The sequence below is a fragment of the Cypionkella sp. genome (assembly GCF_028290025.1).
Classification (GTDB): Bacteria; Pseudomonadota; Alphaproteobacteria; order Rhodobacterales; family Rhodobacteraceae; genus Cypionkella.
This window is the reverse complement of sequence record NZ_JAQGKQ010000004.1, coordinates 12,113-24,356: the sequence shown is the minus strand read 5'-3', so window position 1 is coordinate 24,356 and position 12,244 is coordinate 12,113. Positions and strand designations below refer to the sequence as shown.

Genomic DNA, 12,244 nt, shown 5'->3' with positions numbered 1-12,244 from the left:
GTGCCCCACCACCGCGCTGTGAGTTACGCAAAACCATCCGTCTATCCGCACAACGTCCCGATATTCGTGATTTACCGTCCGATTCAACGGGTTGCACCGTGCGGATGGTTTTCAGAACTATCCGCAAACTGTCCGCAAACTGTCCGCAAACTGTCCGCTCAGTACACAACATCCTTCCAATCTCGAACGATCCTTGGCGGACTCGGCCTCCGCACCACAAGCTTGCCCACATCGCCCGGATGGATTGAGCGCAGCGTGACCTTGACCCACTCCCGCGAACGACACCGCGCGCAATCAAAGGGTGCGTCATGCGCAGGCCACTGGCCTCCCACAACGTCCACCAGATCGCTGGCAAGGTAGGTGGCCCCACGGTGGCAACCGTTGCAGCGCACCACCACCAGAATCCCCTCCCTCGCTGCCTGCGCGATGCTGTACGGAGGCTTGCCGGGATGGCGTCTCGCTGGCTGAAATTCATCTGGCATGCTCACGATTATAAACCGGAACGAAATGAGAACAAGGCCTGCCGCGCCTAGTCATCTTCTTTGCCGCCAAACCAACAAAACAGCGCGGCAAAGGCACCATCAAAACCAGATGCAGGTACGCAAACACGGTCCTGCCGCCGATCAGGTTAGGAACATAGGTTAGCAGCCAAACGTCGATACCCCACAGGACCGCCAGCAGGATCAAAACCCGCGAGCTTCGGCGCGCACCACGCGCTATGCGAGGCGCGAATTCTCGCAGCATTAGTTGATACCCAATAGCAGTTACCAAAACCTTCAACTCGCTTTGATGAAAACCGTTGCACCCCTTATACGCCGAGATTATTGTTCGCTTGTGGTTTTCTTTTGAGGTGCTGAGATGCCCGTTCATGCAAAGGTTGCCGCTGCTCTGCTTCTGACGGTCTATGTCGTCGGCGCGCTGGTATTGTTCAGTTACTTCGCCTGAGTCGCGCTGTTCTATACATCCCCGGAACCTCAGCCGTCACGATCTCCCGCGTACCAACACAGCAACAGGATCCCGGGCATCCACGCTGGCAGATAAAAGTACATCAACATTACTCCATGCCCTCCGGCGATCCGTGCTGCTTCAGGTTTGGTGGTGACGAGGTATAAGCCGCCTACCCAGAGCACCGCCAGAGCCAGTAGCACTTTCCACTTACGCCGCGCGCCGCGTACTATTCTGGCTCCGGCATCCCTAAGCATTGCACCAGCCATCCTTCAACCTAGTGGAGCCGCCCCACCGCCGTTATCTTGACCCAAGGATAGTTGCGCTCAATGAGCGGCACCAGCGCAGCGAGCGCCTGTTCGCGCCGCTCACCGTCAAGCGATACCGCAAGGAGGAAGGCTTGCTCCAACTTGTCCAACCACTCAAGACGCGCGGGATGTCGATGGTTGACCGCCCGCGCCGTTTGCACTGACACCCTAATTATATTTTCCGCATACAGTCTCGCCAGAGCGCCATCGGCAACACGCCGCAAGTCAGCGATACCGCGCATCTCGGCACTGATACCTAACAGTAGCATGGAAGAATTGTTGAACCTGTACCGACCCGCCACCCAGCCCATAGCATACTCCCAGCGGCGATATCCGCCACTGAGCTAGTAACTCGCAGATTTCGAATCCGTTGCTCGAAGAGCATAATAAGGATTCAATTCTGCCACAATTGGGGGAACACATCGATGTCCACCACGGGGAAAATTGCCGCTGCACTGCTAGCTGCGACTTATTTTGTCGCAGCGTCTGCGTTCATGTCACTTAACCATAGACCGCACGGACTGGGGAAGACGGCGATAGCAATTGCCGCGCGGTCTTCGCACTAATTAAGCGGAAATTAAAGCATTCCGGTCCGCCCTAACGCTGCTAAGTGTTGCAATGGAAGCTGGCGTTCCTCCGCGACCCTGACCAAATGGTCATATTTTAGGACGAAACAGCTTTCCGGTGGCCGCCGACGCGATCTACAGAAACCTACGGCGGGAGTTGTATAGAAAGTTGCGCAAAGCACTTATGTAGCGACATATTGTTGCGCTATGCATTCGCGACCTACCATATCGGAACGTTAGACGCATGAAAGCGCGCGGCATCCTGCAGAGAGCTGGGCATGCTGCCAAGTCACCAAACAAATCATGGCATACTGGTTTTGACCCGACCGAGTATTAGTCAGTGGCACGACGAGAGAGCGTGCTTCAGGTGACCTCCGGTGATTTTGCGTTTTTATATATTGGTTAGATCGGTGTCGCTGCAACCTCACATTCAAGAAGGTGAGTTTTGACATTTCGGCGTTTTTCCGATGCAATCCAAATTTGCAACGATGAAGCCTTAGCAGAAAAGCTGTCTGTCTGATTGTTCGCACCGATAATTAAAGGAGGTACGACGCACTGCGGTTTCGCGCTGCCATGATCCGAGAGGCACATCACCGTCGCCGCCCTACACCTGTTCCACTGGGCTTGCTCGTGTGGTGCACCCCCGAGTCCTCGGATTCATGCCCCAATAGAATGGTATTGACAATTTAGTACAATATCCTCATAAAGTCTTAAGACATTGTGGAACAGAATCAGGGGATAGAAATGCTTATCGGTTACGCCAGAACTTCGACACTTGAGCAGGAAGCCGGACTCGAAGCGCAAGTGCGCGACTTGAAGGCGATGGGCTGCGATAAAATCTATCAAGAGCAAACATCCTCCATCGGCCCGCGCCCTGAACTTGCCGCCGCCTTGGACTTCCTGCGGGAAGGCGACACGCTGGTGATCACTAAGCTTGATCGCATCGCGCGTTCGGTCCTGCACATGGGCGAGATCATTAAGACCATCAAAGCAAAGAAGGCTGGCCTGCGCATCCTCTCGCTGGATATCGACACTAACTCCGCCACGGGTGAACTATTGCTTAACGTGATGTCATCGGTGGCACAGTTTGAACGTGAAATGATGCTAGAAAGGCAACGGGAGGGCATTGCGAAGGCAAAGGACGCGGGCAAATACAAAGGCCGCAAACCCACAGCCATGTCGCAGGAAGCCGATGTAAAAGCACTCCATGCTGCAGGCACACCAGCCGCAGACATAGGCCGTAAACTGGAGATAAGCCGAACCAGCGTGTACCGAATACTCGGCAACGTTGCCCGCTAGACGCGTGCAACTCCATATAAGGACTTTGACATGCCCATACGCATCTTCTCGCTTGCCCTCCTGCTCGTGATGTCCGGATTTTTGTGGTACTTCTAAGCAAAACGTGACGCCTGACTGCTGTCGCAGTTCAGCGACCTCCAAGCATGCCACCACTCCGATCTAGTGTCGTCCCATACTGCATCGCTGTACAGCTCTACTGCCCTGACAGATCAACTGCTGACCGGTGACTCACCGAACGTCGATACCTCGTCCGATTGATAACGACTGCCGTTAGGCAGCACCCTTATCCAGCGTACTATGGAGCTGTAATGGACATGGTTAGGTTGGCTTAAGGAAAAGAACCATGACTGACTGCTATTGGCTTGACGGGCGAGACCGGGCCGAGATGGAAGTTAACACTTTGAAAATGCTCATGGAACCGCGAAGGGGGAACACCTTCCGAACGACAGACTGCCCTGTACCTGCGTAAATGCAACTCATGCAATTTGACTTTTTGGAACTTTTGATCTGCTATGTCACAGACGGTTGCCGGGATTGATTTTCGTCAGTTTATAGCAAGGATGCGGACCCAGACACTCCAAAGGCCCCAATATTTTTTTTTTTGACGAAGGTCGGAGCGAGTTGCAGGACTCGCATCAGACAGAAACTGAGAAAAAAAATTTTTCAATTCAAAACTTCGATTTTTCGGGTAAGCTGCATAATAGTACGAAGGTCGGTGTGAGATTGTCAGTTGACTAAATAGTGAGTGCAACTATCCACCGAAATAATATAAAAAGGATAAAGTTTGAAAGTTCTTAGATTTCGCGGGGCAAAGATTAACGCTCATATTAATCTTGATATTGTATTTAAAGACGACTTGAGTTTCATAACTGGCATAAACGGTTCGGGAAAAACCACGGCCCTTAATTGTATAATTTCCTTACTTATGCCAAAGCTAGAATATCTTACCATTCAACCATATGAATATATCAGTCTCTATCTGGAGAACGAGGGGCAGCGCTTCACGCTATCTTCCAGAAGAACAAAGAGCGGAGCAAGCATATCGGTAGATATTATTCCCGACATGCCGCTTGACGTTTTCTCAGTTGAATTAGATGATAGCGTACCCCCATCTAGAAATCGCGAAATGGAGCAGACGTTTTTCCGTGAGCAAATGGCACGTAACGCCAATCACCCTGTCCTCAAGTTCATCCAAAAACTTCCTACCCCGATGTTTCTCGGACTGGATCGCCGCGCTATGTATCAGGATGAGACACTCCAGAGATATCCAAATGGAAATTATTCTTATAATGGTGTCAGGCGCAGAAACGTCTTTTCTCAATCGCTATCTCAGAGTCTTTCCGAGGCCCTTGGGTTCGCACTAGAAACCCATAGGAATGCGCAGAGAATGAAGTTAAGGTTTGACGATAAGTTCAGACAAGACTTGGTTCTAGACTTGATTGAGTTTACTCCATCTAACTTTACAGGCGTGCTCGCGTTACCGACTTCGGACGACTTTGCAAAAATCGAAGCCGCTAAGAAAAATTTGCAAAGGCTTCCTGAACTGCTTGGCGTATCTGAAGACGATGTTTTTGCAAAAATTGCTCCACTTTTTGATTTTTTTGACGAAACTCGCAAAAATATTTCGGGTTCGAAACGCAAGAACAAAGAGCATCGAACCGAAGCAGAAATGTCTGCTAATATTCTTTGGGGACTTAATAAAACCCATTTATCAAAAATCTCGACGATCTCCGATAGAATTTCTAAGTATAATCAGCAGGTGGTGCGTTTATTTCGCGAAACAGATAACTTTATTTCAGCGTTGAGTTTGTTCTTCAGCGATAGCGGAAAAAAGGTCAGATTCGATAATTTTGGAGATTTAGTTTTCTCAACGTCAGGCGATAAAAGCGATCATGATTTGCGGGCTCTTTCGTCAGGAGAAGTGCAGCTTATCGTGATATTAGCACATCTTCATTTTAACCCGGAAGTTAAGAAGGCCAGTGTATTTATCATCGATGAGCCAGAACTCTCGCTGCACGTTGAATGGCAGGAGAAGTTTGTGGATGCGGTGCTAAGTTCTAGTAAAAATACTCAATTAATCATGGCGACACACTCACCGTCGATAATTTTAGATAAGCTAGACAACTGCATTGATATAACGCCATCGGAATTGACATGACAACCGCAAGATATCCTGCGAAGGCCGCACAAGCACTTGGGTTTTTGAAGTCTCACAGTAATGATGTCGATATCTACGTGGAAGATACAGGTGCACCAAGTATGTGGTTGAAGTTGATTCGAAAATACTTGCCAGCAGGCACTAAGATAAAGTCCGTCACGCCGTTGGGTGGACGTAAGGAAGTAATAAAGGCTTGCAAAGCAGATCAAGCTGCTCGCCCTCGGAGAAGAATCTATATAATTGATGCGGACATGGATTTGTTGACTAGCAGAGGCAAGCCTAAATTGAAGTATCTGTATAGACTTAGACGATACTGTGTCGAAAATTACTTGCTTTCGCAAAAAGCTCTGAAAGAAGTTTTCATGAGTTTAAATCCTAATCTTTCTGAAGAGCGCGCTTTGTCGGTTGGCGATGTAGACGTGTGGTTGGCCATAAACGAAAAGCGTTTACGATCTATTTTTACAGCGTACGCTGTTTCAGAACATCTCTCGATTGGCGCTCAAACGGTAGCATACTCGTGTCACAGGCTGTTTTTAGACAAAGTGGACTATCATTTTTGCACAGCGAAAGTGGGACGCCGGGTTGCGGCTATTTATAAAGATGCGATAGCAATCGCGGGTATTGCCGACGTGAGATCTGTATTTGATGCCATTACGAAAACGGCCAAATCAAAGCCAGTTATTGAAATTTGTTCCGCGAAAGCTTATATCATGCCCGCACTTTATGAAAAAGCAAAACGTGGCGTAGGTTTCTCTGTGAGTTTGGACAGCTTCAAGACTATGTTAAGTGATCATGCTGATGCTTCAATTGATCCTTATTTAATGAGGCGATTACGTGCGCTTTGAGAGATTGGGCTCGCTTTATTTAACCACTTACCTATATACTATGCCAATTGGCGCGAGTTCTATCCAATTCGGCTTCGATAGCAAGGTTGAACGGTTTCACAGGTTTTTCATTGCTGCCGAAGGCGCTCAATTGATGTCATGAGGCACCCACCGATAACGGAGGTAAATGCTGCGCGCTCCTAGAGCACGAATGTTTTTTGTATATTCGTGTCCGTCGCTCCAAATCGGGTGGAGTACGGACGCTTTTACACGAAGGTCGCCGTAACTTATATTCTTCCTTATTCGCTCCTATCTAATGCCAGATCAGCGTAGGAGCCTTTGGCGTCTGCATCGCTGCCGCCGTTTCTGTAGTGCTGCGCAACTGCTTTCGTTTCATACACATCAGCAAGATCGTCTACGGTCATTCCGGTGACGAATTCCGCCCATTTATCCATGATCACGCGCCGCTCTTCCAAGCGGTCACCGCGTAAATATGCTCTGTCGCTCTTTGTCCGAGTCTGGTGATCAAGACAAAACACCGCCATTTTATCATCGCAAATTCCGGTTTCGACGCACCAGTCAGAAAAGCTAGAGCGGATGCCGTGGGCGGTGGTGTCACGTTTTCGCGCTTTGAATGCGAGATTCCAAGTATTCTCGCTGACGACGCCTTTCTTCCACGCCGCAGCCGATGGAAAGATAAAAGCTGCCGGATCAGCGCTTGGCTTCATATGCTGCAAAACCTGTTTGGCTTGCCAAGCCAAAGGTATACGAAATGGCATTTCTTCCTTCATTTTGTCACCGGGAATAAACCAAATGTCCTTGCGAAAATCCATTTCCCCCCAAACCGCGTTCGTTACGTTCGAGACACGCGGAACCATGAGAATGTACAGGCGCAATGCTTGATCCGCGACCGACCCTTTCAGCTCTTTATAGATTGCAGGCATGTCCTTCCACGCCGCCGCCGGATGGTGGACTGCAACATGCTTCACCGCCCCCAACTTAGCTTTGGCCTTTTCCAGAATCGTCAGGTCAAAATCATCATCGGCGGAACCATACCTAATAATTTGAAACAGTCTCGCTTGGGCTTTCTTGGCGGTAGGGTACTTTGTGCGCCAGATCGAATCAAAACAGTTTACAATTTCGTCAATCCCGATCTGGGCTAATGTTTTCTCACCGAGTTTGGGCATTACATGGTTGTCGAGAGGCGACCACCACATGCCCGCATCGCCATCACCTTTTAGAGTGCCTTTCTTGATCAGGAAGAACGCGTCACCTATCTGGCGCAAGGTTCTTAGTTTCTTACGCCGGATAATAGCAGCTTTGCCGCGTACCTCTAACGGATCAATACGCTCCGCCTTCATGCTACGGAAACCGTCGCACAATTCCCGCGCCCGCTTCAACGTTATGTTGGGATACCCGCCAAGCCCCATGCTATGATTTTTGCCGTGAAGCTGATACCGATAAACCCATGATTTGGCGGTAAGCGACGTGGCAATAAGGTACAATCCGCCCCCGTCATGTACTGGCTTGGGCTTGCCATTTTTGCCCGGTTGTGCGGCGCGTATCTGGGCATCTGTGAGTACGTACTTTGGCATGGGGAAGCGAACTTTCTCAGTACGGATTCTTATACAACTTTATGCCTGATAAGGGTTGTTCTGAGCGACAGCAAGATATTAAATACCTTTTTGTCAATCACTTATAAGGTTGGTTCGATTCCCGCCGCCCGCTCCAGAATTTCTGATTTGACTGTGAAGGCCCCCGTTTGGGGGCTTTTATATTGCGCGTAGCGTGAAAGCTTTGGTGCTGTCGTTTTTGGTCGCGGGGATTGTTGAGGGGCGCAGGCTGGCAGCCCGCTGTGCGCTGCAATTTATATTCCCTGCTGGGAGAGGCTTGTGGTTTTCTGCGAGTACCGGCCCAGTTCGCACAAGATGTTGGGGATCTGGCCGCGCTATGGCTTGCGTCCTGCGCGCTTAGAGCAGGCTTTGCACGAATTGTGCGGCGCCGGTGAAAAGGGCGGCTGCGGTGGCGAGGTAAGCGGCGAGTGCCAAGAGGGCGGTGGATTTGCGCATTGGGCGTTGTATTTCGATCAGCCTTTCAGATTGGATGAGGCCCTGCCAGCCGATCAGCACGAAAAGCAGCAGGAAGTAGGAATGCGTCAGCACGCAGAGGGCGGCGGCAGTGGCGGACATGATGATCGACACCGCGCGGGTGGCTTTTGGGAAAAATGTGTAGGTCAGCAGACGGGTGATTTTGCCACCGTCCAGCGGCCAGAATGGCAGCAGGTTGAACAGGTTCAGCCCGCCAAGCACCAGGCCCTGTATGTAAAGGAAATTGGTTATCGCGTAGGCGCTGGGCGGCAAAAGCTCGACCATGGCAAAGCATAGCGCCATCGGGCCAAGACAGATTGCCGGGCCCATCAGGCTGATGAACAGGTTTTTGTCATGGCTGGCGGGCAGGCTGCGGGAAACTGCGACGCCGCCGAACAGCGGGATCAGGCGGAACTGGGCGTCTTTGTGGCCGCAGACCCGGAAGGCGGCGACATGGCCGATTTCATGCAGCATGATGGCGATGATGAAGGCAAGCCCATATTGCCAGCCAAAAAACCAGATGGCGGCGGCGATGGCGACTGCCGACAGGCCCAGCGCGTTGACGTCAAAGCCGACGCGATTCCAGCCTGCGCCCGCGAAGCCGCCGCGCAGGACATAGCCTGTGACGGCGATCAGGCCGAGGGATAGGGCTAGGACAAGCACTTGATGTTACAGGTTTTCCTGCTGCGGCATACCGAGCACATGATAGCCGGAATCGACATGGATGATCTCGCCACTGGTGCAAGCACCATAGTCTGAGCACAGATAAACTGCAGTGCCGCCGATGGCTTCCAGCGTGGCGTTGGTGCGCATTGGGGCGTTGGCTTCGGTGTGGCGGAAGGTGGCGCGCGCACCGCCAATCGCAGCGCCAGCGAGGGTCTTCATCGGGCCGGGGCTGATGGCGTTGACGCGGATTTGCTGCGGGCCGAGGTCGTTCGCGAGGTAGCGGGTAGCAGATTCGAGGGCGGCTTTGGCGACGCCCATTACGTTGTAATTCGGGGTGACACGATTAGAACCGCCATAAGTCAGGGTGATCAGGCTGCCGCCGTTTGGCATCAGATCAGCGGCGCGACCGGCGACGTCGATGAAGCTGTAGCAAGAGATGCAAAGCGAGTTTTTGAAATTCTCGCGGCTGGTGTTGATAAAACGGCCTGTGAGTTCGTTTTTATCTGAGAAGGCGATGGCGTGGATCAGGAAATCCATCGTGCCCCACTTGTCTTTCAGAATGGCGAAGCAGGCATCCAAAGACTCGTCGTTGGTCACGTCAACATCGACCATCACATCGGTGCCAACCGTGGCCGCCAGGGGGGCGAGACGTTTGCCGAAGGCGTCCCCCTGATAGGAAAATGCCAGTTCAGCCCCCTCAGCGGCCAGCGCTTTTGCAATGCCCCAGGCGATGGAACGTTCGTTCGCCACGCCCATGACAAGCCCGCGCTTGCCCTTCATCAGATCGGCCATACTGGCACTCCTATAAAGCCTGACCGACAAGGGATTTGCGGTTTGTCTCAAGGCAGGCGCAATTCAAAGAAACGGAGCCTGTCGCACGCTTTGCGGCATGAGGCAGACTCCGGTGACAGTTAGGCCAGATATTTGCTCATCAAAAGGGTCGCGTTGGTGCCACCGAAGCCGAAAGAGTTCGACAGGACCGAATCGAGCTTAACGTTTTCGCGCAGGGTCATTACGATTTCGGATGGATCGAGCGCGGGGTCTAGCGTCGTGATGTTAGCGGAAGCGGCGATGAAATCGCCGTTCATCATCAGCAGGCTATAGATCGCCTCATGCACGCCGGTGGCACCAAGCGAGTGGCCTGTCAGCGATTTGGTCGAGGCGACGGGCGGCGTGGTGCCGCGGCCCCAGACACGACGGATAGCCTCCATCTCGGTGATGTCGCCGACCACGGTCGAAGTTCCGTGGCTGTTGATGTAGTCGACGCTGCGGCCTTCGGGCAGGGTGGCGATGGCGAGTTTCATCGAACGCTCGCCACCCTCCCCGGACGGAGCAACCATGTCGTAGCCGTCAGAGGTGGCACCGTAGCCAGTGACTTCGCCGTAGATTTTGGCACCGCGCGCAAGGGCGTGGCTTAGTTCTTCGAGCACCACAACGCCGCCGCCGCCTGCGATGACAAAGCCGTCACGGGTGGCGTCATAGGTGCGGGACGCGGTTTCGGGGGTGTCATTATACTTGCTGCTCATCGCGCCCATCGCGTCGAACAGGCAAGACAGCGTCCAATCAAGTTCCTCGCCGCCGCCTGCGAATACGATGTCTTGCTTGCCCATCTGGATCAGTTCCACACCGTTGCCGATGCAATGCGCCGAGGTCGAGCAGGCAGAAGTGATCGAATAGTTCACGCCCTTGATTTTGAACGGGGTGGCGAGGCAAGCGGAGTTCGTCGAGGACATGCAGCGGGTTACCATGAATGGGCCCATCTTTTTGGGCGCACCCTTGTTGATCACCGCATCGAAGGCTTGAAAGAAGTTTGAGGTCGATGGCCCACCCGAGCCCATGATCAGGCCGGAACGTTCGTTCGACACGTCACTGGGTTCCAGACCGGAATCAGCGATGGCCTGCTGCATCGCTAGGAAGTTATAGGCGGCACCTGGCCCCATGAAACGCATGTCGCGTTTGTCGATATGCGCGGCAAGGTCGATTTGCGGCATGCCGTGGACTTGGCTGCGAAAGCCGTGCTCGGCATAGTCTGGGGCAAAAACGATGCCGGATTTACCCGCGCGCAAAGAGGCTTCGACCTCGGTGGCGTTGTTGCCAATGGGGGAAATGATGCCGATCCCGGTGATGACGACGCGACGCATGGCGGTCTCCTTTTGTGTCGTAAGCGGCGTCAGTGACGATTTGACGCCAAGTTTTGTCAGCTTATTCTCTGACGAGTCTAATTGTCAGACTACGTCTCTGACAGGGCAACTTTCATGTCTTTGACGAGATAGATGGTTTCGCCATCGGCCTCAACGCGGCCATCCGCGACGCCCATGGTCAGGCGGCGGGTTTGGATGGCTTTGGTGAAATCAACATAATAGGTCAGGCGCTTGCGGTCCGGTCGCACCATGCCGGTCAGCTTGACCTCGCCGACACCCAAAGCATAGCCGCGCCCCTGCCAACCGCGCCAGCCGAGATTAAAGCCGGTCAACTGCCAAAGACCGTCAAGGCCCAAACAACCGGGCATGATCGGATTGCCGGGGAAGTGGCAGTCGAAGAACCACAGGTCGGGTGTTATGTCGAATTCCGCGACAACATGGCCCTTACCGTGCAGGCCGCCATCGCCGGAAATGTCGGTGATGCGGTCCATCATCAACATCGGCGGCGCGGGAAGTTGCGCGTTGCCGGGGCCGAACAGCTCTCCGCGCGAACATTTCAGCAGATCGTCCTTGTCGAACGAAGTTGGAAAACCGCTCATGCCGTCGAAATCCCCCAGTGGTTGGCCGTTTCCCCATGTAACACCCAGCGAGAAGGCGAACAAGTGTGGGGCGGCGGGGTCGGAATAGCGCGTTTGGGGTTTTCGTTTGAAAAGCGCGGGTTTTCTACATTATATAGAGAGAGTATATGGCGGCAGACCGGTTAGGCTGGGAAAAGTGGCGATGGGTTTCAGCGAACAACAGCGCAGCACGACATGGCTGACTCGGGGCGGACTGCGCCCTACCCGGCAACGGCTGGCTTTGGCTGGCTTGTTGGTCGGCGACGGCATGAACCGGCATGTTACGGCGGAAAGCCTGTATGCGGCGGTCGGGGCTTCGGGTGCGAAGGTCAGCTTGGCTACGGTTTACAACACGCTGCGGGCGTTTTGTGACGCGGGCCTGCTGAATGAGGTCGTGGTCGATGGCGCGCGCAGCTATTTCGACACCCGGTTAGATGATCATCCGCATTTCTACTGGGAAGACAGCCACCAGCTGAGCGATGCGCCTGCCGAAGATCTGGTTATTGTAGGTCTGCCGGACGCGCCTGAGGGCATGGCGGTGTCGCGGGTGGACGTGGTGATCAGGTTGAAGCGAGCCTGATTCGGCATTAATTTTTGTCGGCTGTCTGATCTTACTCACGTTTGCGAACGCGG

The 12,244-nt window shown here is 53.0% G+C and carries 11 protein-coding genes; 4 read left to right on the top strand and 7 right to left on the bottom strand.

Annotated elements, in window-relative coordinates; genetic code table 11:
• Positions 1-471: 471 nt before the first annotated feature.
• Complete coding sequence (locus JWS10_RS00435) at positions 472-870, bottom strand: hypothetical protein (protein ID WP_299503722.1); 399 nt, start codon at positions 868-870, stop codon at positions 472-474.
• A 352-nt stretch (positions 871-1,222) separates the two neighbouring features.
• Entirely contained in the window at positions 1,223-1,522 is a 300-nt protein-coding gene (locus JWS10_RS00430; RefSeq protein ID WP_299503720.1) for a hypothetical protein, read from the bottom strand.
• 1,041 nt (positions 1,523-2,563) lie between these two features.
• On the opposite strand from JWS10_RS00430, the gene JWS10_RS00425 reads away from it, so the two are divergent.
• From JWS10_RS00425 to JWS10_RS00415, 3 genes are all read left to right on the top strand, one after another.
• Complete coding sequence (locus tag JWS10_RS00425; RefSeq protein ID WP_299503718.1) at positions 2,564-3,118, top strand: recombinase family protein; 555 nt, start codon at positions 2,564-2,566, stop codon at positions 3,116-3,118.
• Between the two features lie 784 nt (positions 3,119-3,902).
• Entirely contained in the window at positions 3,903-5,276 is a 1,374-nt protein-coding gene (locus tag JWS10_RS00420) for an AAA family ATPase (RefSeq protein ID WP_299503717.1), read from the top strand.
• Entirely contained in the window at positions 5,273-6,121 is an 849-nt protein-coding gene (locus tag JWS10_RS00415) for a DUF4435 domain-containing protein (RefSeq protein WP_299503715.1), read from the top strand. Before JWS10_RS00420 ends, JWS10_RS00415 begins: the two co-directional genes overlap by 4 nt.
• 278 nt (positions 6,122-6,399) lie before the next feature.
• Here the strand turns inward: JWS10_RS00415 and JWS10_RS00410 are convergent, their stop codons facing one another.
• The 5 genes from JWS10_RS00410 to fabA form a co-directional block, all read right to left on the bottom strand.
• Positions 6,400-7,695: an integrase arm-type DNA-binding domain-containing protein gene (locus tag JWS10_RS00410; protein ID WP_299503713.1), complete on the bottom strand. Its 1,296-nt coding sequence runs from the start codon at positions 7,693-7,695 to the stop codon at positions 6,400-6,402.
• Between the two features lie 375 nt (positions 7,696-8,070).
• Positions 8,071-8,850: a site-2 protease family protein gene (locus JWS10_RS00405; RefSeq protein ID WP_299503711.1), complete on the bottom strand. Its 780-nt coding sequence runs from the start codon at positions 8,848-8,850 to the stop codon at positions 8,071-8,073.
• A gap of 6 nt (positions 8,851-8,856) precedes the next feature.
• Positions 8,857-9,645 carry an SDR family oxidoreductase gene (locus tag JWS10_RS00400; RefSeq protein ID WP_299503709.1) on the bottom strand — a complete coding sequence of 263 codons (789 nt, stop codon included), beginning with the start codon at positions 9,643-9,645 and terminating at the stop codon, positions 8,857-8,859.
• Positions 9,646-9,764: 119 nt separating this feature from the next.
• Positions 9,765-10,994 (bottom strand): beta-ketoacyl-ACP synthase I, encoded by a 1,230-nt coding sequence (fabB, locus tag JWS10_RS00395; RefSeq protein WP_299503707.1) that lies wholly within the window; start codon positions 10,992-10,994, stop codon positions 9,765-9,767.
• 89 nt (positions 10,995-11,083) lie between these two features.
• Complete coding sequence (fabA, locus tag JWS10_RS00390; RefSeq protein ID WP_299482545.1) at positions 11,084-11,593, bottom strand: bifunctional 3-hydroxydecanoyl-ACP dehydratase/trans-2-decenoyl-ACP isomerase; 510 nt, start codon at positions 11,591-11,593, stop codon at positions 11,084-11,086.
• Positions 11,594-11,774: 181 nt separating this feature from the next.
• Here fabA and irrA point away from each other — a divergent pair, with 181 nt between their 5' ends.
• Positions 11,775-12,191: an iron response transcriptional regulator IrrA gene (irrA, locus tag JWS10_RS00385; RefSeq protein ID WP_299482542.1), complete on the top strand. Its 417-nt coding sequence runs from the start codon at positions 11,775-11,777 to the stop codon at positions 12,189-12,191.
• Positions 12,192-12,244: the final 53 nt, after the last annotated feature.

Excerpts from the sequence above, each read along its gene's own strand:
- JWS10_RS00435 (WP_299503722.1), bottom strand. The coding sequence starts at position 870 with ATGAACGGGCATCTCAGCACCTCAAAAGAAAACCACAAGCGAACAATA.
- JWS10_RS00430 (WP_299503720.1), bottom strand. The coding sequence starts at position 1,522 with ATGCTACTGTTAGGTATCAGTGCCGAGATGCGCGGTATCGCTGACTTG.
- JWS10_RS00425 (WP_299503718.1), top strand. The coding sequence starts at position 2,564 with ATGCTTATCGGTTACGCCAGAACTTCGACACTTGAGCAGGAAGCCGGA.
- JWS10_RS00415 (WP_299503715.1), top strand. The coding sequence starts at position 5,273 with ATGACAACCGCAAGATATCCTGCGAAGGCCGCACAAGCACTTGGGTTT.
- JWS10_RS00410 (WP_299503713.1), bottom strand. The coding sequence starts at position 7,695 with ATGCCAAAGTACGTACTCACAGATGCCCAGATACGCGCCGCACAACCG.
- JWS10_RS00400 (WP_299503709.1), bottom strand. The coding sequence starts at position 9,645 with ATGGCCGATCTGATGAAGGGCAAGCGCGGGCTTGTCATGGGCGTGGCG.
- fabB (WP_299503707.1), bottom strand. The coding sequence starts at position 10,994 with ATGCGTCGCGTCGTCATCACCGGGATCGGCATCATTTCCCCCATTGGC.
- fabA (WP_299482545.1), bottom strand. The coding sequence starts at position 11,593 with ATGAGCGGTTTTCCAACTTCGTTCGACAAGGACGATCTGCTGAAATGT.
- irrA (WP_299482542.1), top strand. The coding sequence starts at position 11,775 with ATGGGTTTCAGCGAACAACAGCGCAGCACGACATGGCTGACTCGGGGC.